Raw genomic sequence first — 24,421 nt, forward strand, 5'->3', positions numbered from 1 at the left:
GACAGCCCCTCCGTCATCACCGGCCCGCTGCCCGGCGCACGGGGGTGGAGAGCCCCACGACGAGCACCGCCACGACCACGAGCACGAGCGAGAGGGCGACGGCGGCGTCCGGGTCCGTCTCCCGCAGCAGGTAGATCTCCAGGGGCAGGGTCCGGGTGGTCCCCTGCAGGCTGCCCGCGAAGGTCAGGGTGGCCCCGAACTCCCCCAGGCAGCGGGCGAAGGAGAGCACGGCGCCGGACGCCAGCCCCGGCAGCACCAGGGGGAGGGTGACGCGTCGCAGCACGGTGGTGGGCCGGGCGCCGAGCGTGGCCGCGACCTCCTCGTAGCCCGCCGCCGCGCTGCGCAGCGCCCCCTCCAGGCTGACCACGAGGAACGGCAGCGCCACGAACGTCTGGGCGAGCACCACGGCCACGGTGGTGAAGGCGATGCTGATCCCGGCCGGCTCGAGGTGGCGCCCGACCAGCCCGTAGCGCCCGAAGGTGTGGAGCAGGGCGATCCCGCCGACCACGGGCGGCAGCACCAGCGGCAGCAGGACCAGCGCGCGCAGCAGCCGTGCACCGGGCAGCCGCGCGCGGGCCAGCACCAGCGCCATCGGGGTGCCCAGCAGCACGCACAGCGCGGTGGAGACGGTCGCGGTGCGCAGACTCAGCCACAGGGCGGTGCGGGAGGACTCCGAGCCGATCAGGCCGAGGAAGCTGCCCGCGTCCACCCGGGCGAGCACCCCGAGGACCGGCAGCACCACCACCAGGGCGCCCAGGGCCGCCGGGACCCACACCCAGCCGGGGACGGTGCTGAAGCCGCGGGGACGACGCCGGGTCACGGCGCCCCGAACCCCGCCCCGGCCAGGACCTCCCGGCCGCGCTCGCCGGCGACGAGCTCGGTGAACTGCCGGGCCGTCTCCGTCTCGTCGGCGTCCGCGAGCGCGGCGACGGACAAGCGGTTGACGGCCCGGGGCGCCTGCGGGATCCCGACGACCTCGACCGCGTCCCCGGCCGAGCGCGCGTCCGTGGTGTAGACCAGGCCGGCGTCCGCCTGCCCCGAGGTGACCTTGCCGAGCACGTCCGTCACGGAGCCCTCCTCGCTGACCGGGCTCAGCCGCACGCCCGCGGCCTCCTCGATCCGCTCGGTGGCGGCGCCGCACGGCACCTGCGGCGCGCACACGACGACCTGCACGCCGGGGTCCGCCAGGTCCCGGAAGGACCCGACGCCGGCCGGGTTGCCGGCGGGCGCCACCACGGTCAGGACGTTGGTCGCGAAGACCTCGGGCTCGCCGTCGACGAGGTCGGCGTCCACGGCCCCGGCCATGCTCCGCTCGTCCGCGGTGGCGAGGACGTCGGCGGGCGCGCCCTCCGTGAGCTGCTGGACCAGGGTGGAGGACCCGGCGAAGCTCAGCGACACCTCGACCCCCGGGTGCTGCGCCTCGAACTGCCCGGCGAGCTCGGTGAAGACGTCCGTGAGGGAGGCTGCGGCGTGGACGTCGAGAACGGTCGCGGGAGCACCACCACCGGCCCCGCACCCGGCGGCGCCGAGTCCGAGGGCGGCGAGGAGGACGGCGGAGGCTCTCGCGTGCACCGCCGCCTCACGTCCCGGGGGTCTCGACGACGACACTGGTCGACTTGACGACGGCCGTGGCCACGCGGCCCGGCTCCAGGCCCAGGTCCCGGACGGCCTCGGTGCTCATGAGCGAGACCACTCGGTGCGGACCGCACTGCAGCTCCACCTGGGACATCACGGTGTCCGAGACGACCTCGGTGACCAGCCCCACGAACCGGTTGCGCGCCGAGCTGGCGACGCGCGCGGGGTCCTCGGGCCGGACGGAGCGCTCCTTGAGCAGGCAGGCCAGCTCCAGTCCGTCCACCACGGTCTGGCCGTTCGCGCTCCGGGTGCTGGCCAGCGCGCCCTGGTCGATCCAGCGCCGGACGGTGTCGTCGCTGACGCCGAGGAAGCGGGCGGCGTCGGCGATCCTGATGTCGGTCATGACGCCATGATATCCGCGTCTGCGGTCATGCACCCGCTGTGGCGTCCGCAGCTGCGGAGCCTCAGGTGCCGGTGACGACCTGGCGGACGGCCTCGCCGTAGCGCTCGAGCTTGGCCTCGCCGACGCCGGAGATCCCGCGCAGCTCGCCCAGCGAGCTCGGCCGGGCCTGCGCGATCGCGGCGAGGGTCGCGTCGTTGAAGACGACGTACGCCGGCACGCCCTGCTCCTTCGCCACGGTGGAGCGCCAGGCCCGCAGCTGCTGGAAGAGCTCCTGCTGGGGCTCGTCGAGGACCGGCCGTGCGGCCGCGGTCCTCGGCGGACGGACGGCCTTGACCCGCTCGGGCTCGCGGCGCAGGCGGACCTCCTCCTGCCCGCGCAGCACCTCCCCCGCCGCGCCGGTGATCGCCAGGACCCCGTACTCGCCCTGCACCTGGAGCAGGCCCTGGGCGAGCAGCTGGCGCACCACCCCGCGCCACTCCTGATCGCTCAGCTCGGTGCCGATGCCGAACGTGGAGAGCTCGGTGTGGCGCATCCGCACCACCCGTTCGGTCTCCCGGCCGAGCAGGATGTCCACCAGGTGCCCCGCGCCGAACTGCTGACCCCGCTCCCGCTGCAGCCGCACGATCGTGGACAGGAGCTTCTGGGCCGGGACCGTGCCGTCGAAGGCCTCGGGCGGGTTCAGGCAGGTGTCGCAGTTGCCGCACGGTCCGCTCGCCTCGCCGAAGTAGCGCAGCAGCTGCTGCCGGCGGCACTGGACCGTCTCGCACAGCGCGAGCATCGCGTCCAGGTGGAGCGTCTGGGCGCGCTTGCGCTGCCGGTCCCCCTCCCCGTCCTCGATCATCCGCCGCTGCTGGACGACGTCCTGCAGCCCGTAGGCCAGCCACGCCGTGGACGGCAGCCCGTCGCGCCCGGCGCGGCCGGTCTCCTGGTAGTAGCCCTCGACGCTCTTGGGCAGGTCGAGGTGGGCGACGAAGCGCACGTCGGGCTTGTCGATCCCCATGCCGAAGGCGATGGTCGCGACCATGACGACGCCGTCCTCGCGCAGGAAGCGGGTCTGGTGCTGCGAGCGCAGCTCGGCGGGCAGGCCGGCGTGGTACGGCAGCGCGGTGACGCCCTGCGCGGCCAGCCACTCCGCCGTGCGCTCGACCGAGGCGCGGCTGAGGCAGTAGACGATGCCGGCCTCGCCGTCGTGCTCGGTCCGGATCAGCTGCAGCAGCTGCCGGCGGGCGTCCTTCTTGGGCCCGACCCGGTACTGGATGTTGGGCCGGTCGAAGCTGGAGACGAAGACGCGGGCGTCGTCCAGGCGGAGGTTGCGGACGATCTCCTCGCGCGTCTCCGCGGTCGCGGTGGCGGTCAGCGCGATGCGCGGGACCCCGGGCCAGCGGTCGTGCAGGATCGTCAGCCCGAGGTAGTCGGGGCGGAAGTCGTGGCCCCACTGGGCCACGCAGTGCGCCTCGTCGACGGCGAAGAGCGCGATGCGGGCGCGGTCGAGCAGGTCGGCCGCCACCGGCAGCCGCTCGGGGGCGAGGTAGAGCAGGTCGAGCTCACCGGCCAGCAGACGGCTCTCGACGGCGCGGCGCTCCTCGGCCGTCTGGGTGGAGTTGAGGTACGCGGCGCGCACCCCGACCTGCTCGAGGGCGTCGACCTGGTCGTGCATGAGCGCGATGAGCGGGCTGATGACGACGCCGGTGCCCTCCCGGACGAGCGCGGGGATCTGGTAGCAGAGGCTCTTGCCGCCGCCGGTGGGCATGAGCACGAGCGCGTCGTCGCCGCCGGTGACCGCCTCGATGATCTCGGCCTGCTGCCCGCGGAAGGCGTCGTAGCCCCAGACGCGGGTGAGCACCTCGAGGGGCGCGGACGGCGTCATGGGGTGCGGGGGGCGCGCGGGGCGCGGCCCGGGGGCTGGCGCGGTGCGGGAGTGGGCGGGTGGGGCGCGTGCAGCGGGGCGGTCGCGGGCCGGCCGGCCGTGACGGTCAGGGGCTCGTCGTCGATCCGCAGCGCCACCTCGCCGGCGGCCCCGTCCAGGAGCCGCACCGTCGTGCCCGAGCGGATGATCTCCACACCGATCCGGTGGCCGCGCCACCGGAGGCGGAAGGCGATCCGGCGCAGCCGATCCGGGAGCCGGGGGGCCAGGCGCAGCTCGTCCCCGTCGGTGTCCAGGCCGCCGAACCCGCAGACCACGGCCAGCCACGACCCGGCGGCGGAGGCGAGGTGCAGGCCCTGCTCGGCGTCCTGCTGGATGTCCCGCAGGTCCACGAGGGCGGACTCGCGGAGGTACTCGAGGGCGAGGTCCAGGTGGCCCACCCGGGCGCAGACCACGGCCTGGACGCAGGCCGAGAGGGACGAGTCGCGGACGGTGCGCTGCTCGTAGTAGTCCAGGTCCCGGGCGGTCTGCTCGGGGGTGAAAGCCTCGGCGCACCACCACAGGGCGAGGACCAGGTCGGCCTGCTTGACGACCTGGCGGCGGTAGATCTTCGCGTAGTGGAAGTGCTCCTCCACGGGGTAGCCGTCGCACTTGGCCTCGAAGTCCCACTCGCGGTAGGTCGTGAACCCCTCGTTGGAGGGGTGCACGCCGCGCACGGCGTCGTACGGGACGTGGATCGCGTCCGCCAGGGCCCGCCACCGCTGGAGCTCGTCGGCCGTCACGGAGAGCCGGCCCACGTGCTCGGGGTGCTCCTCGCACGCGTCGGCGGCGGCCCGGAGGTTGCGCCGGGCCATGAGGTTGGTGAACACGTTGTCGTCCACCACGCCGGTGTACTCGTCCGGCCCGGTCATCCCGAACAGGTGGACGCCGCCCTCGTGGTCCTCGTGCACCATGGCCGCCCACACGCGCGCCGTCTCCACGAGGACGTCGAGCCCGCCGACCGCGGTGAGGTCCTCCCCGGTCACGTCGGCCCACCACCGGAAGGCCCGCGCGATGTCGGCGTTGACGTGCATGGCCGCGGTACTGGCCGGCCAGTACGCCGACGTCTCGTGCCCGTCGAGGGTGCGCCACGGGAAGGAGGCGCCGCCCAGGTCCAGGACCTGCGCCCGCTCCCGCGCCCGGTCCAGGGTCGAGGAGCGCCACTGCAGGAGCCGGGCGGCGTCGCGGGGGCGCAGCAGCGCCAGGGCCGGCAGCACGAAGCCCTCCACGTCCCAGAAGGTGTGCCCGCTGTACCCGCCGCCGGTCAAGCCCTTCGCCCCGACCGGGGCGTGGCTGACGCAGGCCGCCGCCTGCAGGAGCTGGAACAGGTCGAAGCGGAACGCCAGCTGCAGCTCGGGATCGCTGTCGATCTCCACGTCGGCGCCGTCCCAGTACTTGTCCAGCTCCGCGCGCTGGTCGGCGAGCAGCCCGTCCCAGCCGCGCCGCCGGGCCCCGGCCATCGCGGCGAGCACCTGACCGCGGAGGTCGTCGGCGGGGTCGTCCACGGCCGAGGAGTGGCACAGGTACTTCACGAAGCGCACGCTCTCACCCGGGCCGACGTCGGCGACGACGGTCGTCACCACGTGGTCCTCGTCGCACTGCGTGCTCACGGCGCCGTCGGCCGGCAGGTCCACGTCGTGCTCCACGGCGGCCGCGACCCCGATGCGGCTCTGCCCGGTGCGGTGGACCAGGACCCCGCCCGTGTCGTGGCAGTGGTGGAGCTCGGCGCGGAACGGCTTCTCCAGGACCGCGGCCACGCGCGGGTCCGAGTTCTCCACCTTGGGCGGGGTGCCGTTGGCCACGAGACCGGACCGGAGCACCACCTGGACGGGGCGGTCGACCGCCTCGACGACGTAGTGGATCGCCGTCACCGGGCGCTGCACCAGCGAGACCAGGCGGGTGGACGTCAGGCGCATCCGGGCACCCCGGGGGGTGGTCCACTCGGTCTCGCGGCGCAGCGTGCCCTCCCGCAGGTCCAGCACCCGCTCGTGCTGCTCCGGCGGCGACTCCCGCACGTCCAGGGGGACGCCGTCGACCTGCAGGTGCACGGTGCTGCCGTCGGCCACGCCGATGATGGCCTGCCCGTGCTCGGGGTGCCCATAGCCGCCCTCGGGATAGGACAGCGGGTGGTACTCGTGGACCCCCGACATGAAGGTGCCGCGGGAGGCGCTGGGCTGCGCCTCGTCCAGGGTGCCGCGCACACCGACGTACCCGTTGGACAGGGCGAAGACGGACTCCACGGCACCGTGCGCGCCGGGGTCGAGGGCGGACTCGCGCACCTGCCAGGCGGACGCGTCGATCGAGGGTTTCGGCATGGCACCACGGTAGCCCCCGCGACCGGGCGGCGCCCGGCAGCGGCGCGGGCTCAGCGGTGCGTGAACCGCGGCGCGCGCTTCTCCGTGAACGCGGCCATGCCCTCCTTCTGGTCCTCCGTGGCGAACAGCGTGTGGAACAGCCGCCGCTCGAGGTGCACGCCCTGCGCGAGGGTGGTCTCGAACGCCGTGTCCACGGCCTCCTTGGCCGCGAGGACCGAGGGCAGCGACTTCGCCGCGATGGTCCCGGCGACGTCCAGGGCCTCCGGCAGCAGGTCCGCGGCCGGCACGACGCGGGAGACGAGCCCCGCCCGCTCCGCCTCCGCGGCGTCGATGTGCCGGCCGGTGAGGACCATGTCCATGGCCTTGGCCTTGCCCACCGCGCGGGCCAGCCGCTGGGACCCGCCCATCCCGGGGATCACCCCGAGGTTGATCTCGGGCTGCCCGAACCGGGCCGTGTCCGCCGCGATCAGGAGGTCGCACATCATCGCGAGCTCGCACCCCCCGCCGAGGGCGTAGCCCGAGACCGCGGCGACCACGGGCGTGCGCACCCGGGTGAAGGCGTCCCAGCCCGCGAACCAGTCGGCCAGGTACATCTCCGGGGCGCTTCGTCCCGCCATCTCCTTGATGTCGGCGCCTGCGGCGAAGGCCTTCTCCGAACCCGTGAGGACGATCGCCCCGATCCCGGGGTCGGCGTCCAGGGCGGTGGACGCGGCGACGACCTCCCGCAGGGTCGCGGCGTCGAGGGCGTTGAGCGCCTTCGGACGGTTCAGGGTGATGACCCCGACCCTCCCGCGGACCTCGACCAGGATGTTCTCGTACGCGTCCTGGGGCGGGCTCTCGGGCGTGTTCTCAGGGCTGCTCCCGGGGGTGCTCCGGTGCTCGGTCCCGTGCTGCTCGCTCATGCTGCGCTCCTGGTTCGCTCGGTCGGTCGGATCTCGGTGCTCTCGGCCGCGGGGGCGGTGCGGGGCATGGCCCGCATCCTACGCAACGGCCCCGCTGCCTCCCGGCCGTGTTCCCTTGCCCTCCCTGGAGCGGCCCGCACTAGCATGGGCCCATGCGGACACTGCAGGCGACAATCATCGAAGAGATGGGCGTGAAGCCCGAGATCGACCCCCAGCAGGAGATCGAGGCGCGCGTCGGCTTCCTCTGCGACTACCTGCGGGCCAGCGGCACGAACGGTTTCGTGCTCGGCATCAGCGGGGGCCTCGACTCCACGCTGGCCGGCCGGCTCGCCCAGATGGCCGTGGACCGGCTCGCGGAGGAGGGTGTGGACGCGGACTTCGTGGCCGTCCGGCTGCCCTACAACGTCCAGCACGACGAGGAGGACGCCCAGGCGGCCCTGGAGTTCATCCGGCCGAGCAGCACCGTGACCTACAACGTGGCCCCCGCCGTGGACGGCTTCGAGGGCGAGTTCCGGGAGGCCGCCGGCCGGGAGATCTCCGACTTCAACAAGGGCAACATCAAGGCCCGCGTGCGGATGATCGCCCAGTACGCGCTCGCCGGGGAGCGGAACCTGCTCGTGATCGGCACCGACCACGGCGCCGAGTCCGTGACCGGGTTCTTCACCAAGTACGGCGACGGCGGCGCGGACGTGCTGCCGCTGTTCGGACTCGACAAGCGGCAGAACCGGCTCCTGACGAAGACCCTGGGCGCCGAGGAGCGGCTGTGGGCGAAGGCCCCCACCGCGGATCTCCTCGACGACGCTCCGGGCCAGACCGACGAGGCGGAGCTCGGGCTGTCCTACGACGACATCGACGACTACCTCGAGGGCCGCGAGGTCGACGACGCCGTGGCGGAGAAGATCGAGCACCGCTGGCGCATCACCCGGCACAAGCGCACCACCCCCGCCACGATCCTCGACCACTGGTGGCGGGACTGACGCCCCGGGCACCGGCAGCACGACGGAGCCGCGCACCCGATCGGGGTGCGCGGCTCCGTCGTCGTCGGGGGCCCGTCAGCGGGTGACCCAGGTCCGCCCGGCGGCGTAGTGGGCGGTGTAGCCCGTCGAGAAGCGCTGGCGCACCTCGGCGCCGTAGCGGTACTCGTCGGTGACGGGGAAGCCCCAGCCGCGCTCGGAGCCGGCGGCCTTCCAGGCCCGACCGATGGCCCCGTACTGCTTGATCGCGCGGGACCCCGTGCCGGTGCTCCACATGACCATGGTGGAGCGCCCGTCGCGGCGGAAGACCTGGTAGGCACCACCGGTGACCGGGCGCTCGTCCGTGACGGGCAGACCGAAGTTGTGCTCCCGGCCGGCCGCGACCCACCGGCCGCCGATGGATCCGTAGTTCTTCACGGCCATCGCCCCGTTGGCCGGGGCCCAGTAGATGGTGGTGGTGCGGGTGCCCTTCCGGAACTGCTGGTAGACGCCGCCCTCCACCAGGCCTCCGCGCTCGTTCATGGTGGGCTCGCCGAGCACGGAGGACCCGCCCAGGCGCTGGTACTTGGTGCCGATCGCGCCCCGGACGGCGTAGGTCGGCGCGGTCGCCGGCGGCACGAACCCCTGCGCCGGGCTCGCGAACGACCCGGGCACGGCCTGCCCGGTCGGATAGGCGTAGTAGTAGATCGTCAGGTAGGTCTCCCACCCGGGGCCGCCCGAGCCCGACGTGGCGACGTGGCTGACACCGATCCCGAGGTGGGTCAGGTCCCGGGCGAACTGGTCGGTCCCGTTGCGGGGGAAGAAGTCCAGCAGGTAGTGCGCGAGCGCCTCGACCGCGTCGACGCCCTCGAAGGCGCCGGTGAAGACGCCCTTCCCGTAGTACTGGTCCATCCGGACGCCGCCGGCGGGGGCACCCGCCCAGGGATCCGGGTTGCGCGACTCCTTCCGGGCCCCGGCCATGGTCTCCGCCCACTGCTGGGCGTTGCGGGACAGCGCGGTGTTGTAGACCAGCGGGGCGCGCCTGGCCTGGCTGCGGTGGTCGTTGACGATCCTGAAGGCCTCGGTGATGTGCTCGACCGTGGTCGGGTGGGCGCCCGCGGAGGCCGCCCCGGCCAGGTCGCCGGTGGCCGGGTCCGCCGGGGCGGGCGCCGGAGCGCCTGCCGGGGCGGCGTCGGCGCCCGAGCCCCCGTGCAGGCTCGGGGCGGGTGCACCGGCGGTGCCGGACGGCTCGGACAGCTCGGGCGGATCGGCCGGAGGAGTCGGCGCGGCGAGCGCCGCCGGTACGCCGCCGAGGAGGAGGGCGAAGGTGGTGGACACGACGAGCGCGGTCCGTGCGAGGTTCATGGGGGTCTCTCCCTGCTGGGGGCGGCGCCGCCGGGGGCACGGGCCAGCAGGAAATTAGCATGTGCAATCACTGGAGGGAAGGGGTGCGGGGAAACCCCTGGTCCCCCGGCGCGGCGCTCCCGCCACGCCGGGACGGGTCAGCGTACGGAGACCCGGCGGTACAGCCCCCAGCCCAGCAGCGCGAGCAGCACCGGCGCCGCCGCGGCCAGCAGCAGCACCAGCCCCTCCGGGAATCCTGTGGCGCCCGTGCCGGCGGCCGCACCGGAGCCCGGCGCCGTCGCGGCGACCCACACGAGCACGGCCAGGGTCGTCACGACGGTCCCGATGATGGACAGCGTCAGTGCCACGGGCCCGCCCCGCACGTACACCGTGGCGAAGACCGCCCCGACCATCTGCGCCCCGAGGTAGAGCAGGAACGCCACGAGGAAGGCCCGCGCCGGGGATCCGGCGGCGAAGAGGGCGACGTCGAAGGCGGGCAGGCCCAGGAACCACCCGCCGGTGGCGCCCTCGACCAGCAGGAACGCGGTGAGTACCGCCGCGGCCAGCAGGGCGAGGAGCACGAAGGTCACCACGGAGCCCCACCACATCGACCGGCGGGTGGCCCCCAGTGCCAGGGCGAGCGGCGTGCTCGTCCCGATCACCTGGGCCGCGTGGATGAGCAGGGCGATCCCCGGCCACCAGTACAGGACCTGGTTGTGCCGCAGGCCCGCGGCCACGGCCTCAGCGGGGGCGTCCAGGACGAGGTGCAGCACGGCCCCGACGAGCAGGCTGAGCAGCCCGGACACGGCGATCACGGTGATGACCATGCCGGTTCCGGCGAACCTGTTGACGGTGTTGAGCTTGAGGACGGGGGTGAGTCGTGACATGGCGGAGGTCCTCTCAGGCGTTCTGGAGCTGGTCGGCGGTCACCGGGACGAGCCCGTGGGCGGCGACGGCCGCCTGCAGGGAGACGGCGTCGATCTCGATCCCGTGGCGTGCGGCGGCCGCACGGGCGTCGTCGTCGTGGGGCGCCGCCACGGTCACGGTGCGCAGGGCACCGATCCGCTGCTCCCGGGACACCCGGTGCTCGAGCTGCCGCTCGGCCAGGTAGCCGGCGACGTCGGCGGCGGGACCCGCCACGGTGTGGGCGCTGGCGCGGGCGGTCTCGAGGCCGGCGTCCAGGACGAGCCGGCCGCGGTCGAGGAGCAGGACGTGGTCGAGGAGGTTGGCGACCTCGTCGACCAGGTGCGTGGAGATCACCACGGTGCGCGGGTGCCTCGCGAAGTCCGCGAGGAGCCGGTCGTAGAACAACTCCCGCGCCACCGGGTCCAGCCCGCCGTAGGGCTCGTCCAGCATCGTGAGCTCTGCGCGGGACGCGAGGCCCAGGACGATGCCGAGGGCCGTGTGCTGGCCGGTGGAGAGCTTCTTGATCCTGGTCCGCGACGGCAGCCGGAGGTCCTCGGCGAGACCGCGGGCGAGCTCCGCGTCCCAGCCGGGGTGGAACGCCGGCGCGGCGTCGAGGACGTGGCGGACCCGGAACTCCTCCGGATAGCGCTGCCGGTCCCGCAGCAGCACCGTGCGGGACAGCGCCTCGGGGTTCTCCCACCCGGGGCGGCCGAACAGTTCGACCCGCCCGCCGCGGTCGGGGCGGACCTGCTGGCCGATCACGGACAGCAGGGTGGTCTTGCCGGAGCCGTTGCGCCCCACCAGGCCGTAGATCCGGTCCGGGGCGAGGTCGAGGTCGACGCCGTCGAGGGCCCGGGTCTCCCGGTAGGTGCGGGAGACGCCGCGCAGGGCGACGACGGGGGATGGCGTGCCGTTCATGGGGTGGACTCCTGACGTGTCGGTGCAGCGGCCTCGGTCGGGCCGAGCGCGGAGCGGACGAGGTCGAGGACGTCCTCCGGCGGGAGCCGGAGGGAACTCGCCTCGGTGACGAGCGGTGCCACGTAGCGGTCGGCGAACTCCTGCCGCCGCTGCTCGAGGAGCCGTTCCCGGGCGCCGGCGGCGACGAACATGCCGATGCCCCGGCGCTTGTAGAGGATCCCCCGGTCCACGAGCCGGTTGACGCCCTTGCCGGCGGTGGCCGGGTTGATGCGGTAGAAGGCGGCGAACTCGTTGGTGGACGGGACCTGGGTCTCCTCCGGGTAGGCGCCCGCGAGGATGTCGGCGCAGATCCGTTCGGCGATCTGCTGGAAGATCGGGCGGTCGTCGGCGATCACGGCCATTCCCCTCACTGGTTCATTAGTTATGTAGCTAACCATGACACTCGGACGGACACCGCGCAAGGGGCTGCTGCGAATGCCCGTCCGGGCCAGCCGGTAACGTGGGGACCATGAGGATCGCCACCTGGAACGTGAACTCCGTCCGCGCCCGCGCCGACCGCGTGGAGGCGTGGCTGCAGCGCTCGGACGCGGACGTCCTGGCCATGCAGGAGACCAAGGCGAAGGACGACAACTTCCCCTGGGAGCTCTTCGAGTTCATGGGCTTCGACGTCGCCCACTTCGGCCTCAGCCAGTGGAACGGCGTGGCGATCGCCTCCCGGGTGGGCCTCGAGGACGTCGAGCGCACCTTCCCGGACCAGCCGGCCTTCGGCAAGCCCGGCGAGGAGCCCGTGCAGGAGGCCCGGGCCATCGGGGCCACGTGCGACGGCGTGCGGGTCTGGTCCCTCTACGTCCCCAACGGCCGCGGCCTGGAGGACCCGCACATGCCCTACAAGCTGGAGTGGCTGCGCGTGCTCAAGGACCACGCCAAGCAGTGGGTCGACGAGGACCCGCAGGCACAGGTTGCCCTGGTGGGCGACTGGAACGTGGCCCCGCAGGACGAGGACGTGTGGGACCTGCAGTTCTTCCTCGACAACGGCCTGACCCACGTCAGCGCGCCCGAGCGCGCGGCCTTCCGGGCCTTCCTCGAGGAGGCCGGCTACGAGGACGTGGTCCGCCCCCGGCACCCCGGCCCGGGCGTCTACACGTACTGGGACTACAAGGGGCTGCGCTTCCCGAAGAAGGAGGGCATGCGCATCGACTTCCAGCTCTACTCCCCCGCCTTGGCCGGCCGCGTCACGGACGCGTCGATCGACCGCGAGGAGCGCAAGGGCAAGGGCGCCTCGGACCACGCCCCCGTCGTCGTCGAGATCGCCTGAGCGGCCGTGGCCCAGCTGCTGCAGGTCGGCCGGACGTTCCGCTCGGCCACCGGGATCCCCCACCAGTTCGCCCTGCGGGTGTACGTGCCCGCCGAGGAGCTCGACGCCGTGTACGCCCCGCTGCTGCCCCGGGCGCTGTCCCCCGAGGAGGCCGGGGTCAACGAGCTGACCGAGCAGCTCGCCCGCCTGGCCGAGCCGGGCGAGGAACCCCTGCCCCCGGCCGTGGAGCCGCTGTGGACCCTGCCGTTCTCCGCGGCCCCCCGGGGCCGGGACATGCTTGCGGCGGGGGTCGGCGACTTCCCCGTCTACCACCCCCCGCAGCGGCTGCGCCGCTCGCTGCGGCTCGTGGCGCTCGCCGAGGAGGAGGGCGGCCAGCCCCTGCCCAACCTGCTCATCCCCGAGGACGCCGTCCGGGCCGCGGGCGATCGCGTGAGCCGGGAGCACTTCGTGCCCGTCCACGCGCGCCAGTCGGCGTTCACGGTGCCCATGGCGTGGTTCTCGCTCTTCACCGCCCAGGACCACACCGAGAGCTTCCACCACGGCAACCGCGTGCACCGGTGCGCCGTGCCGGTGGACCTCGCGACCCTCCGCGTGGTGCGGGCCGCGCAGGTGGTGGAGGACGCGGGCGGCGAGGACCTCGAGGACCTCGCCGAGGACCTCACGCACCTGGGCCGGTGGCTCGGAGCGTTCTCCGCCAACTCCCTCGTGGTCCTGCACTACGGCTCGCTCGCGGATCCGTTCCAGCCCGACGAGAGCCCGCAGGACTTCTCGGACGCCGTGGAGCTGCTGGCCTCCCAGGACGCCCACGGCGCCGCGGTGGCGTTCCGCCGGCTCATGCACCGCTGGCTGCGCCTCGCGCACCTGGAGAGCGCCAGCTGAGCCCTGCGGCAAGAGGTCGTCGCGAGTCCCAGGGCGAAGACGGCCGACCCCGCCCGCAACCCCCGGCCCCTCGCCGAAACCGTGCCCGACGTGACGCGCACGCGGGCAGTCCGGCGGCCGGACGGGGATCCCGGGCGGACCAGAGCACCCACGGTGTGCCCGGCCGGACCTCAGGAGGCTGTGAAGGAGCTTAAACACGGCGGTTACCGGCCTTCTTCAGCTCGAAACATCCCATGGGTTTACTAGTGGTGAACACCGTTTCACATTGTGACACTAGTGAAGGATGTTCCCATGACCGCCACCGCTCCGTTGACGCGTTCCGAGGTCGATCTCGACCCGTCCGCGCTGCCCGCGCCCACCCTGGCCGAGCTGGCCCGGGCCGACGGCGTCGACTTCCTCCTCGCCACGTTCGTCGACATGACCGGCCGCCCCTGCGCCAAGCTCGTTCCGGTCGCGGCCGCCGACGAGCTCCAGTACGACGGCATGGGTTTCGCCGGCTACGCAGCCGGCCTGATCGGCCAGGACCCCCAGGACCCGGACCTGGTCGTCGTCCCCGACCTGGCCTCCTACACCCCCCTGCACTTCGTCAAGCAGGGTCTGGGCATGGTCCAGTGCGACCCGCACGTGAACGGGAAGCCCTGGCCCTACGCCCCCCGGGTGGCCCTCAAGCGCACGCTCGCCCGTCTGGCCGAGCGCGGCCTGAACCCCATGGTCGGCGCCGAGCTCGAATACTTCCTGGTGAGGAGTCACGAGGACGGCTCCATCCGGACCGCCGACGAACGGGACTGCTCCCCCCATCCCTGCTACGACGCCCGCGGGGTGACCCGGATGTACGAGCACCTCACCTCCATCTCCGAGGCGATGAACTCCCTCGGCTGGGGCAACTACGCCAACGACCACGAGGACGGCGCAGGACAGTTCGAGCAGAACTTCCAGTACGCCGACGCCATGGTCACCGCCGACCGGGTCATCGTGGCCCGGTACATCATCTCCATGCTGGCCACCGAGGCCGGCATGACCGCCACGTTCATGCCCAAGCCGTTCACCGAGCGCCCCGGCTCGGGGATGCACATGCACCTGTCCCTGTGGGAGGGGAACCGGCCGTTGTTCCCGGACGACGACGACGCCCGAGGCCTGGGACTCTCGGCGCAGGCGTACTCCTTCATCGGCGGAGTGCTCGAGCACAGTTCGGCGCTGCTGGCCTATATGGCCCCGACCGTGAACTCCTACAAGCGACGCAACGCCCAGACGTCGGTCTCCGGGGCGACATGGTCCCCGCGCAAGGCGACCTACGGCGGCAACGACCGCACCCACTTCATCCGCGTTCCCGACGACAAGCGCATCGAGCTGCGCGGCGGTGACGGCTCCGGCAACCCGTACCTCATGATGGCCAGCGTCCTGGAGGCGGGCCTGGACGGCATCGACCGGCGGCTCGACCCGGGCGACCCGTGCGGACCCGGGGAGCAACCCGAGACCGCGGTCGAGCTGCCGGCCACCCTTCTGCACGCGACCGCGGCGCTGCGCCAGGACGACGTGGTGCTCGCCTCGGTCGGCGGCGACCGCGCGATCGGCGAGTACTACGCGAAGGCCAAGGAGGAGGAGTTCCTGTCCTGGCACAACCAGGTGAGCCAGTGGGAGCTGACCACCTACCTCACCCACTTCTGAGTCCCCGGCTCAGCATCCTGTCCCCAGCGCACCCGAGGAGAACCACCATGTGCGGAATCGCCGCCCTCCAGATCAAGAACCCGGCTCTGCGCCCGCAGCTGGGCGCCCTGCTGAACACCATGCTGTGCGAGGTGATCGAGCGCGGCCCCGACTCCGCGGGCATGGCCGTCTACGACAACCCGGAACTCAACGACCAGGACTCCACCGTGCTGAGCCTGCTCGGATCCGATCTGGGCAGGACCACCGCCCAGATCCAGGCCGAGCTCGACCTGCAGCTCCCCGGAGCCGAGGTGTCGGTCGAGGTCCTGGGCAACACCACGCTGGTAACGGGCAGGGCCACGTCGAAGGAGATCGCAGCCGCCCTGGACACCGTGCTGCCCGAGTACGACGTCATCGGCCGGGGACGGCACGTGACCGTCATGAAGAGCGTGGGCAACCCCCGCGACGTCGCCGAGGCGCACGAGCTGGCCTCCATGGCGGGGTCCCGCGGCGTGGCCCACACCCGCATGGCCACCGAGTCCGCCGTCACCGCGGCCGGCTCCCACCCCTTCTCGGTGGCCGACGACCTGTGCCTGGTGCACAACGGGTCCTTCTCCAACCACGCCTCGATCCGCAAGGACCTGCAGCGCGCCGGGGTGGTCTTCGACTCCGCCAACGACTCGGAGGTCGCCGCCCGCTACATCGCCACCCGCCTGGAGGCGGGCGAAGACCTCGAGAGCGCGCTGGAGAACCTCAGCGAGGTCTTCGACGGCTTCTACACCCTGGTCGTGACCACCAAGGACGGCATGGCCGTGGTGCGCGACCCCATCTCCTGCAAGCCGGCCGTGGTCGCCGAGACCGAGGACTGGGTGGCCATGGCCTCCGAGTTCCGGGCCCTGGCCGATCTACCGGGGATCGAGAACGCCTGCGTCTTCGAGCCCGAACCCGGCCAGGTCTACACCTGGCGCGCCTGAGAATCCCACGAACACCGGAGGAGAACGACATGACCGCTGTCGCCAACGAACCCACCCTGACCGCCGCCGAGACCGAGGGCACCACCGTGGTGGATCTCGCCCGGTCGTCGGTGCGCGAGCTCAACCAGGCGCTGCACGACCCCGCGGACACCAGCACCGAGTGGCTGGTGCGCAACCCGGCCGGCAAGCACAACATCGCCGTCGGCATCGACCGGGCCCTGACCATGACCGTCGAGGGCCACGTCGGCTACTTCTTCGCCGGCATGCACAAGAGCGCCGACATCACCGTGACCGGCAACGCCGGGCAGGGCCTGGCCGAGAACATCATGTCCGGCCGTGTCCACGTCAAGGGCGACGCCTCGCAGGCGGTCGCCGCCACCGGCCACGGCGGGCTCGTCGTCGTCGACGGCAACGCCTCCGCCCGCTGCGGGATCTCCATGAAAGGGGTCGACATCGTGGTCGGCGGCAACGTCGGGCACATGTCGGCCTTCATGGCCCAGGCCGGCCGCCTCGTCGTGTGCGGCGACGCCGGGGACAGCCTCGGGGACTCCCTCTACGAGACCCGCATCTACGTCAAGGGCACCGTGAAGTCCCTGGGCTCGGACTGCATCGAGAAGGACATGCGCCCCGAGCACTTCCGAGAGGTCGCGGAGCTGCTGACCGCGGCCGGACGCGAGGACGACCCGACGGACTTCCGCCGCTACGGCTCGGGCCGCACCATGTACCACTTCAACGCCGCCAACTCCAGCGCCTACTGAGGAGACCCGCCATGACCATCTCGGACGTCCACTCCCCCACCGCGGCCCCCCTTGCGCCCGCTCCGGGACAGCTCGGCCTGCGCGAGTCGGCCACCTTCGACCGGGCCACCATCGCCGACATCCAGCACGCCGCGACCACTGGCGTCTACGACATCCGCGGCTGGGGCGCCAAGCGCAAGCTGCCGCACTTCGACGACCTGCTCTTCCTGGGCGCCTCGATGTCGCGCTACCCGCTCGAAGGGTATCGGGAGCGCTGCGACACCGACGTCGTCCTCGGCGACCTCCACGCCTCCAGGCCCCTGCACCTGGACATCCCCGTCACGATCGCCGGCATGAGCTTCGGGGCCCTGTCGGCCAACGCCAAGGAGGCGCTGGGCACCGGAGCCAGCGCGGTCGGGACGTCGACGACGACCGGTGACGGCGGGATGACCCCCGAGGAGCGCGGCCACTCCAAAACGCTCGTCTATCAGTACCTGCCCTCCCGCTACGGCATGAACCCGGACGACCTGCGCCAGGCCGACGCCATCGAGGTGGTGCTGGGTCAGGGCGCCAAGCCCGGTGGTGGCGGGATGCTGCTGGGCCAGAAGATCACCGAGCGGGTCGCAGCGATGCGCACCCTGCCCGTGGGCATCGACCAGCGCTCGGCCTGCCGCCACCCCGACTGGACCGGGCCCGACGACCTGGAGATCAAGATCGCCGAACTGCGCGAGATCACCGACTGGGAGAAGCCCGTCTACATCAAGGTCGGGGCGTCGCGGCCCTACTACGACACCGCACTGGCCGTGAAGGCCGGCGCCGACGTCGTGGTCGTGGACGGCATGCAGGGCGGCACCGCCGCCACCCAGCAGGTGTTCATCGAGAACGTGGGCATTCCCACCCTGGCGGCGATCCCCGAGGCCGTGCGAGCACTCCAGGACCTGGGGATGCACCGCAAGGTTCAGCTCATCGTCTCCGGCGGGATCCGCACCGGCGCCGACGTCGCCAAGTCCATGGCACTGGGCGCCGACGCCGTGGCCATCGGCACCGCCGCCCTCATCGCCCTGGGCGACAACGACCCGAGGTACCAGCACGAGTACGCCGCGCTGGGCTCGGCCGCCGGCTTCTACGACGACTTCCAGGACGGCCGCGACCCCGCCGGGATCTCGACCCAGGACCCGGAGCTGTCGGCCCGGCTGGACCCCGTCGAGGGCGGGCGACGGATCGCCAACTACCTGCGCGTGCTCACCATGGAGGCCCAGACGATCGCCCGGGCCTGCGGGAAGTCGAACCTGCGCCACCTCGAGCCCGAGGACCTGGTGGCCCTCACCGTCGAGGCCGCCGCCATGGCCAAGGTTCCGCTGGCCGGCACCACCTGGGTCCCGGGACTGTCGCAGTGAGCGCGAGCAGGTGTGCGGTGGTCGGAGCCGGGCTCATGGGCGCGGCCACCGCGTGGCAGCCGGCCGCCCTCGGCGAAGAGGCCGTGCTCGTCGAGAGCGACGTCCCCGCCGGCGACTTCGCCACCGGCGCGTCGCCCGTCCCGGCCGCCTTCCGGCCGGGCACCGCAGCTCTCGTGCGCTGAGCTCCCGCCCCCGTTCCCTTCCTGCTCGCCGAACCGACCGCAAAGGACAGATCCGATGGACGAAGGACTCTCTGCAGGGGCCGTGTGGACCATCGCGGCCACCGCCCTGATCATTCTCATGACCCCCGCACTGGCGTTCTTCTACGCCGGCATGACACGGGTCAAGTCGACGTTGAACATGCTGATGATGAGCGTCGTCTCGATGGGCATCGTGGGCGTCGTATGGATCCTGTGGGGCAGCTCCATGGCCTCCAGCGACGGCGCCCTGTTCCAGCTGATCGGCAACCCGCTCGCCGACTTCGGGGCGAGGGCCTCGCAAGGCACCGACGCCCTGCTGGGTGTCGCCTTCAACGCCGCCTTCGCCATCGTCACCGTGGCCATCATCTCCGGCTCCATCGCGGACCGGGCGAAGTTCGGGGCCTGGTGCCTGTTCGTGCCTTTGTGGGTCACGTTCGCCTACGCCCCCATGGCCTACGCCGTGTGGGGCGGTGGCCTGCTCAGCGCAGACGGTGCGATCGGCGCGTGGGCCGGTGAGGCCCTCGACTTCGCCGGAGGCACCGTCATCCACATGAACGCCGGCATGGCCGCGCTGATCCTGGCCATGATCCTCGGCGTGCGCCACGGCTTCGGCCAGGATCCGGACCAGCGTCCCCACAACCTGCCCCTGGTGATGCTGGGCGCTGCGCTGCTGTGGGTCGGCTGGTTCGGCTTCAACGTGGGCGCGGCCGCCGACGACGTCCAGGCGGCCACCATTCTGGTCAACACCTTGGTCTGCCCCGCCGCGGCGATGCTGACCTGGTTGCTGACGGAGAAGATCCGGGACGGGCGGCCGACGACGTTCGGCGCCGCCTCGGCGATCGTTGCCGGCCTGGTGGCGATCTCCCCGGCCTGCGCCGACGTCGACGCGATCGGCGCGGTGCTGATCGGGCTGGTCACCGGGGTGGCCTCCGCCGTGGCCATCGGGCTCAAGTACAAGCTCAACTACGACGACTCCCTCGATGTGGTCGCCGTCCACCTGGTCTCCGGGTTCATCGGCACCGTGGCCCTGGGCTTCCTGGCACTGCCCTCGGAGGCCGGCTCCGGCGGGCTGCTCTACGGGGGTGGCCTGAACCGGCTGTGGGCGCAACTGGTGGCCACGCTCTTCGCCTGGACCTACTCGGCCGTGGTCACTGCGATCATCGGTGTGGCCATCCACCGGACCATCGGATTCCGCGTCGACGAGACGGTGGAGCTGGACGGTCTCGACGAGCACGAGCACGCCGAGTCCGCCTACCACTTCGGGGCCTTCAGCACTCCCGCGCACTGAACCGCTCGGGCGGGGTGGTGACGTTCCTGTCGGGGCGTCACCACCCCGTCCTCGGTCTCCTCCTCCGGCTGAGGGCACCGTGACCCCACTCGCCTCTCGCGGCGCCGCCCACCCTCTCCGGGCAGCAACGGTCCCGGGGGACTGCCGCGGCTACCATGGGGTGGTGGCCACCAGCGAGCAGCAGTCAACGGACGACGCGGCGGTACCGGCCGGCGCCCTGTCGTCCGTCCCGGGCCCTGGGGCGCCTCCCGTCGGCCGTCTCGAGCGCTCCATCGGGGAGCAGGTCAAGCACTTCCGACGCACCCTGGGGCTGACCGCCTCGGACCTCGCCGAGCGCACCGGGTTGTCCAAGGCCATGATCTCCAAGATCGAGAGCGCCTCGACCTCCTGCTCGCTCACGACCCTCGACCGGGTGGCCCACGAGCTCGGCATCCCGGTGACCGCGCTCTTCCGCGGCGTGGAGACCGAGCGGGAGGCATCCCACACCAAGGCCGGCGAGGGGGCCGTGGTGGTGCGCAGCGGTACGCGCCGAGGGCACCAGTACAAGATTCTCGGCAGCCTGCGCAACCGCGAGGACGCCCTCGAACCGACGCTGGTCACCCTCACCCGCACGTCCGACGTGTTCCCGCTCTTCCAGCACCCGGGCACTGAGTTCCTCTACATGCTCGAGGGCGAGATGGAGTACACGCACGGGGCCCACCAGTACCGGATGCTCCCGGGCGACTCCCTGCTGTTCGAGGGGGAGGCCCCGCACGGACCGGCGGAGCTCATCACCGTGCCGATCAGGTTCCTGGCCATCGCCGATCCGCACCCGAACCGTCCCTGAGCTCAGGCAACCGGCCCGCCGACTCGATGTGGTGGCGTGCCGGCGTAGTCGCCGGAACTGGAAGGTCGCCGAGTCCCGTGGGGCCCAGATGGTTCTCCGGCCCGGTCAAGCCTTCACCGGCGAGGTCCGGACGTCTGGGACGCGTGGAGCGTCGCCGGCAGGAGATGCCGTGGTCAGGTGGGCCTGGCATCGCCGTGCCAGGCCCTTGCTGAGTCCGGTGCGACGTGCCAGATCCGCCGGGTTCATGGTGCCTCGTCCCTCTGCACGTTCGGCCTCGAGGACACCAGATACTCGCTGGACAGCCCAGGGGGGAAGTTCTTGCCCGGTCATCCCAGCTCCCGTTCCGGGGCTGTGGGCACCCGGGCGGACAAGAGCCAGGGGCAATGAGCGGCAGCCCACGCCCGGGTGTCCTCGACGTCGCGGTGCAGTTGCTCGGTGAGGGCGTGGACGTCCGGGAAGCTCTGCTGCTCTCGCAGCTGGGTGATCAGCTCGATCCGCAGCGTCTGCCCGTAGAGGTTCCCGTCGACGTCGAGGAGATGGGCCTCGAGCAGCCGGGGGCCCTCGCCGGCGTAGAAGGTTCGGCGCCGGCCGACCGACACCGCGGCGACGGCCCAGGCTTCGGAGCCGATCCGGACCTGTGCGGCCCACACTCCGTCCGCGGGTTCGAGGTCAGTCAGCGCGATGTTGGCCGTGGGGAATCCGAGGGTTCTGCCGCGGGCATCCCCGTGTTCGACGACGCCTTCGATCACGGTCATGAGGAAGTCCTTTCTCGGCACAGAACGGCTCCGAGGTTGTCGGCCCGTCGGTTCCGGACCGGCGCCGACGGGCCGAGGCACGCATGTGTGCGTCGGGAAGTGGTGGAGTGGAGGGTGGTTTCCCGTGGGAGGGCGAAGGAGACGGTTGAGCCCGTGGGCGGCGTTGCGGCCTCCGGGGTGCTGGCTTCGACCGTCTTCTGCTGTGCTCGCGGAAAGCATCCGTGGGGGTGGACGCAACGCTGCCTGACCTATCGCGTTCGGGTTGCCGTCGGCGAGGAGTCGTTGTTCTGCACGGCAGTGGACCCGTCACGGGTGATGTCGGCATCGGTGGTCGTCCCGACGCCGCTCTGCGCAACGTTCTGTTCCTGCTGGGAGTGCTCCGTGCCGGACGGAACCGCGGTGGCGCAGTGCCGTCCCGGCTGCAGAGGGGCGATCAGCGGATCCCGGCGCAGAAGCATGACGATCGCGATGGCCAGAGCGAGGATCACGAAGATGAACGGCGCGGCCGAGAGGATCACTGCCGTCTGGAGTGCTTGCAGACCACCGGCGTAGAGCAGGACCGCGGCCATGGCGCCGGTGAGGATGCCCCACACGGCCAGGACGGAGCGCTTGGGGTACATGTCGCCGTCGCTGGAGATCACCGCCAGCACGTAGGTGTTGGAGTCGGCCCCGGTGACGAAGTAGAGCACGACGAGCACGATGGCCACTACGGAGGTCAGCAGGGTCAGCGGCAGCTGGTCCAGCAGGCCGAAGAAGGCGGTGTTCACGTCCTGGGCGGCGGCCTCGCCGATCCCGGCGTCCCGGTTCATGTCCATGAACATCGCGCTGCCGCCCATGACGGTGAACCACGCGGAGAACACCAGGGTGGGCACGCCGAGTACGACGGCCACGAACTGCCGGATCGTGCGCCCCCGGGAGATCCGGGCGACGAACACGCCCACGAAGGCGCCCCAGCTGATCCACCACGCCATCATGAAGTAGGTCCACCACTGCATCCAGGCCAACTCGTCCGCGGTGGTCGGCAGCATCAGGCTGATCTCGAGGAAGCCACCCACGTAGCCGCCCAGGGAGCGGAAGAAGATGTTGATGAGGTAGGTGGTGGGTCCCGCGATGAGGACGAACAGCAGCAGAGCCGCCGCGATGACCATGGTCGTCTGGCTCAGGTAACGGATGCCCTTGCTGACCCCGCTCATGGCGGAGGCGGTGAAGATGACCGTGATCACAGCGATGATGCCCACCTGGACGGGGATGCTCGTCAGCGTGGTGCCGGTGACCTGGGTGAGACCCTGGCTGATCTGAGCGGCACCGAGGCCGAGGGAGGTAGTGGTCCCGAACAGGGTGGAGAGGATCACCAGGACGTCGACGGCCTTGCCGACCAGCCCGTCGGCATGCCGCCCGATCAGCGGCCGCAGGATCGGGGAGACGAGACCCTTGTTGCCCAGCCGGTGGGTGGAGTACCCGATGGCCAGACCGAAGATTGCGAAGACGGCCCACGCGTGCAGACCCCAGTCCAGGAAGGTGAACCGCAGCGCCTCCACGACCGCGTCCTGACTGCCGGGCTCAGCGAGGTCATGGGGCGGTGTGAGGAGGTGGGAGACCGGCTCGGCCACGCCGTAGGTGATCAGCCCGATGCCCATCACTGCTCCCAGCAGCATCGCGATCCAGGCGTAGGTCGGGTACTCGGGCCTGGAGTCATCGGGCCCCAGGCGGATCCTCCCGTACTTGGTGACTGCCAGGAAGATGAGCAGTCCCATGAGGCCCAGCGGGATGAGCAGCATGGACCATCCGGTGGACTCGGTGACCCAGTTCAGGGCTGTCGTGCTGATCTCGCCCATCGGTGTGGGGAAGAAGCCTGCGAGGACGATGAAGACGACGATGAGGGCAACTGACACCCAGAACACCGGATTCTTGGTTCTGCCGTCCGCACGGTCGTTCGGCGGTGAGTTCGTGGCGCCGTCCGCAAGAGTGTCCTGGGACATGGTGGGCTCCGTTTCTTGGAGAGACTGAATCGTCTGGGGGGGGGGATCACGTGGGGCGGCGGTGCCCTGATGTGAGCCGATGGTGGTGTGGCCTGGGTCTGGACGAGCAGCTCCGGCCGCTCATGAACGGTGCAACTCCCACGGAGCCGGTCCTCCACGCAGGGTGCGAAGGTCGGAACCGGGTTGTTGGTGGGGTCAGAGCTGCTCGAGGTGGTCGCTGTCGTAGAAGCGGCCGGCCTTGTAGATGATGGGGCTGGCCTCACTCACCTCTGCGTGGCGGACGCGGCAGATGAACACGGTGTGGGTCTTGGCCTGGAAGCGCTCACGGATCTCGGCTTCCAGGCACGCCGGGGAGCTGTCGATCAGCGGGCTGCCGCTGGGCCCGGGGTGCCAGTCGACCTCGGCGAACTTGTCGGGGGCCTTGGAGGCGAAGGTGGCGATGGTCTCCCGCTGTTCCGTGCCGAGGATGTTGATGCCCAGGTGGGTAGCGGCGAACAGAGCGGGGTAGGTGGAGGAGGTCTTCTGGATGCAGACCATCACCAGCGGCGGTTCCAGGGACACCGAGGCGTAGGAGTTCACGGCCAGGCCCCTGGGGGTGTCGCTGTCCTGGGTGGTGACCACGGTGACGCCGGTGATGAACTGGCGGTTGAAAGTCTTCATCACCTGCGGGTCCGGCTCACCGGAGAGGTCGTCGAGCACGATCTCCTCCGGCTGCAGCGGGGTGTCGCTGAGGTGACGGACGCCGAGGCTGTGGAGCAGCTCCGAGCCGTCCCAGGTCACCTCCTCCCGGGTGATCCGCCCGTCCACCAGGCTCACGTGGTTGGATCCGCGGGTCTGGACCCGGCGGCCGGTGGGCGGCACCCCGAGGAAGGTCTCGGTGTGGGTGCCCGTGCTGGTCCAGAAGATCGCAGCGGTATCCCCCTGGGTGACCAGCGCATCGATGGTGGTCACCAGATCCGGGAAGCCTGCCCGGACGGTCCGGATCTCCTCCTGCAGCTGGGCCAACGTGATGGTGTGTCCGCTGGCCCGGCTCACCCGCACGTAGTCCGGGGCGGCCACGGTTTCCAGCGCCTCGACCTCCCCACGGTCCCAGGCGGCCTGCCAAACAGCTGTGAGCGTTACTTCGAGTTCCTGTTGCATGGCACAGAACGTAAGCCTCATCACACCTTGACGTCAATGGGTGGGGCAAACTTCGCCTCCTTACCAGG

General features: G+C 71.7%; 23 protein-coding genes. 10 read left to right on the plus strand and 13 right to left on the minus strand.

The window, feature by feature from the left end; genetic code table 11:
- Nucleotides 1-16: 16 nt before the first annotated feature.
- The 6 genes from ACFYE1_RS07900 to ACFYE1_RS07925 form a co-directional block, all read right to left on the minus strand.
- Nucleotides 17-820: an ABC transporter permease gene (locus ACFYE1_RS07900; protein ID WP_387741630.1), complete on the minus strand. Its 804-nt coding sequence runs from the start codon at nt 818-820 to the stop codon at nt 17-19.
- On the minus strand, nt 817-1,572 hold the full coding sequence (gene modA / locus ACFYE1_RS07905) for a molybdate ABC transporter substrate-binding protein (protein WP_387741632.1): 756 nt from the start codon (nt 1,570-1,572) through the stop codon (nt 817-819). Before modA ends, ACFYE1_RS07900 begins: the two co-directional genes overlap by 4 nt.
- A gap of 7 nt (nt 1,573-1,579) precedes the next feature.
- Nucleotides 1,580-1,978 (minus strand): TOBE domain-containing protein, encoded by a 399-nt coding sequence (locus ACFYE1_RS07910; RefSeq protein ID WP_387741633.1) that lies wholly within the window; start codon nt 1,976-1,978, stop codon nt 1,580-1,582.
- Nucleotides 1,979-2,039: 61 nt separating this feature from the next.
- Nucleotides 2,040-3,845 carry a DNA helicase RecQ gene (recQ, locus tag ACFYE1_RS07915; RefSeq protein ID WP_387741635.1) on the minus strand — a complete coding sequence of 602 codons (1,806 nt, stop codon included), beginning with the start codon at nt 3,843-3,845 and terminating at the stop codon, nt 2,040-2,042.
- Complete coding sequence (locus ACFYE1_RS07920) at nt 3,842-6,196, minus strand: glycoside hydrolase family 65 protein (RefSeq protein ID WP_387741637.1); 2,355 nt, start codon at nt 6,194-6,196, stop codon at nt 3,842-3,844. The genes recQ and ACFYE1_RS07920 overlap by 4 nt, the downstream gene beginning before the upstream one ends.
- A gap of 50 nt (nt 6,197-6,246) precedes the next feature.
- On the minus strand, nt 6,247-7,098 hold the full coding sequence (locus ACFYE1_RS07925; RefSeq protein ID WP_387741639.1) for an enoyl-CoA hydratase: 852 nt from the start codon (nt 7,096-7,098) through the stop codon (nt 6,247-6,249).
- Nucleotides 7,099-7,250: 152 nt separating this feature from the next.
- On the opposite strand from ACFYE1_RS07925, the gene nadE reads away from it, so the two are divergent.
- On the plus strand, nt 7,251-8,075 hold the full coding sequence (gene nadE / locus ACFYE1_RS07930) for an ammonia-dependent NAD(+) synthetase (protein ID WP_387741641.1): 825 nt from the start codon (nt 7,251-7,253) through the stop codon (nt 8,073-8,075).
- A gap of 75 nt (nt 8,076-8,150) precedes the next feature.
- On the opposite strand, the gene ACFYE1_RS07935 is transcribed toward nadE, so the two are convergent.
- From ACFYE1_RS07935 to ACFYE1_RS07950, 4 genes are all read right to left on the minus strand, one after another.
- Nucleotides 8,151-9,416 (minus strand): CAP domain-containing protein, encoded by a 1,266-nt coding sequence (locus ACFYE1_RS07935; protein ID WP_387741643.1) that lies wholly within the window; start codon nt 9,414-9,416, stop codon nt 8,151-8,153.
- Nucleotides 9,417-9,553: 137 nt separating this feature from the next.
- Complete coding sequence (locus ACFYE1_RS07940) at nt 9,554-10,282, minus strand: hypothetical protein (RefSeq protein WP_387741644.1); 729 nt, start codon at nt 10,280-10,282, stop codon at nt 9,554-9,556.
- Nucleotides 10,283-10,295: 13 nt separating this feature from the next.
- Nucleotides 10,296-11,219 carry an ATP-binding cassette domain-containing protein gene (locus tag ACFYE1_RS07945; protein ID WP_387741646.1) on the minus strand — a complete coding sequence of 308 codons (924 nt, stop codon included), beginning with the start codon at nt 11,217-11,219 and terminating at the stop codon, nt 10,296-10,298.
- A complete protein-coding gene (locus ACFYE1_RS07950; RefSeq protein ID WP_387741648.1) occupies nt 11,216-11,620 on the minus strand; it encodes a GntR family transcriptional regulator in 405 nt (134 codons plus the stop codon). The genes ACFYE1_RS07945 and ACFYE1_RS07950 overlap by 4 nt, the downstream gene beginning before the upstream one ends.
- Nucleotides 11,621-11,727: 107 nt before the next feature.
- Between ACFYE1_RS07950 and ACFYE1_RS07955 the strand changes: the two genes are divergently transcribed.
- The 9 genes from ACFYE1_RS07955 to ACFYE1_RS07995 all read left to right on the plus strand — a co-directional run bounded on the left by ACFYE1_RS07955 (nt 11,728) and on the right by ACFYE1_RS07995 (nt 20,479).
- Entirely contained in the window at nt 11,728-12,534 is an 807-nt protein-coding gene (locus ACFYE1_RS07955) for an exodeoxyribonuclease III (RefSeq protein ID WP_387741650.1), read from the plus strand.
- Between the two features lie 6 nt (nt 12,535-12,540).
- Entirely contained in the window at nt 12,541-13,413 is an 873-nt protein-coding gene (locus tag ACFYE1_RS07960; protein ID WP_387741652.1) for a hypothetical protein, read from the plus strand.
- 291 nt (nt 13,414-13,704) lie between these two features.
- Nucleotides 13,705-15,078: a type III glutamate--ammonia ligase gene (gene glnT / locus ACFYE1_RS07965; RefSeq protein ID WP_387741654.1), complete on the plus strand. Its 1,374-nt coding sequence runs from the start codon at nt 13,705-13,707 to the stop codon at nt 15,076-15,078.
- A gap of 47 nt (nt 15,079-15,125) precedes the next feature.
- Nucleotides 15,126-16,031, plus strand: a complete 906-nt coding sequence (locus ACFYE1_RS07970; protein WP_387741655.1) for a glutamine amidotransferase — start codon at nt 15,126-15,128, stop codon at nt 16,029-16,031.
- Between the two features lie 29 nt (nt 16,032-16,060).
- Nucleotides 16,061-16,789 (plus strand): GltB/FmdC/FwdC-like GXGXG domain-containing protein, encoded by a 729-nt coding sequence (locus ACFYE1_RS07975; protein ID WP_387741657.1) that lies wholly within the window; start codon nt 16,061-16,063, stop codon nt 16,787-16,789.
- A gap of 11 nt (nt 16,790-16,800) precedes the next feature.
- Nucleotides 16,801-18,165, plus strand: coding sequence for an FMN-binding glutamate synthase family protein (locus ACFYE1_RS07980; protein ID WP_387741659.1), 1,365 nt, complete (start codon nt 16,801-16,803; stop codon nt 18,163-18,165).
- Complete coding sequence (locus tag ACFYE1_RS07985) at nt 18,162-18,347, plus strand: FAD-dependent oxidoreductase (protein WP_387741661.1); 186 nt, start codon at nt 18,162-18,164, stop codon at nt 18,345-18,347. The genes ACFYE1_RS07980 and ACFYE1_RS07985 overlap by 4 nt, the downstream gene beginning before the upstream one ends.
- A 55-nt stretch (nt 18,348-18,402) precedes the next feature.
- Nucleotides 18,403-19,653 (plus strand): ammonium transporter, encoded by a 1,251-nt coding sequence (locus ACFYE1_RS07990; RefSeq protein ID WP_387741663.1) that lies wholly within the window; start codon nt 18,403-18,405, stop codon nt 19,651-19,653.
- Nucleotides 19,654-19,816: 163 nt separating this feature from the next.
- Complete coding sequence (locus ACFYE1_RS07995; protein WP_387741664.1) at nt 19,817-20,479, plus strand: helix-turn-helix domain-containing protein; 663 nt, start codon at nt 19,817-19,819, stop codon at nt 20,477-20,479.
- Nucleotides 20,480-20,805: 326 nt separating this feature from the next.
- Here the strand turns inward: ACFYE1_RS07995 and ACFYE1_RS08000 are convergent, their stop codons facing one another.
- The 3 genes from ACFYE1_RS08000 to ACFYE1_RS08010 form a co-directional block, all read right to left on the minus strand.
- On the minus strand, nt 20,806-21,234 hold the full coding sequence (locus tag ACFYE1_RS08000) for a riboflavin kinase (RefSeq protein WP_387741666.1): 429 nt from the start codon (nt 21,232-21,234) through the stop codon (nt 20,806-20,808).
- A 248-nt stretch (nt 21,235-21,482) separates the two neighbouring features.
- Nucleotides 21,483-23,213 carry a BCCT family transporter gene (locus ACFYE1_RS08005; RefSeq protein ID WP_387741668.1) on the minus strand — a complete coding sequence of 577 codons (1,731 nt, stop codon included), beginning with the start codon at nt 23,211-23,213 and terminating at the stop codon, nt 21,483-21,485.
- 195 nt (nt 23,214-23,408) lie between these two features.
- Nucleotides 23,409-24,353, minus strand: a complete 945-nt coding sequence (locus ACFYE1_RS08010) for a flavin reductase (RefSeq protein ID WP_387741669.1) — start codon at nt 24,351-24,353, stop codon at nt 23,409-23,411.
- Nucleotides 24,354-24,421: the final 68 nt, after the last annotated feature.

Source organism: Kocuria nitroreducens, assembly GCF_042879195.1.
GTDB classification, from domain to species: Bacteria; Actinomycetota; Actinomycetes; order Actinomycetales; family Micrococcaceae; genus Kocuria; species Kocuria nitroreducens.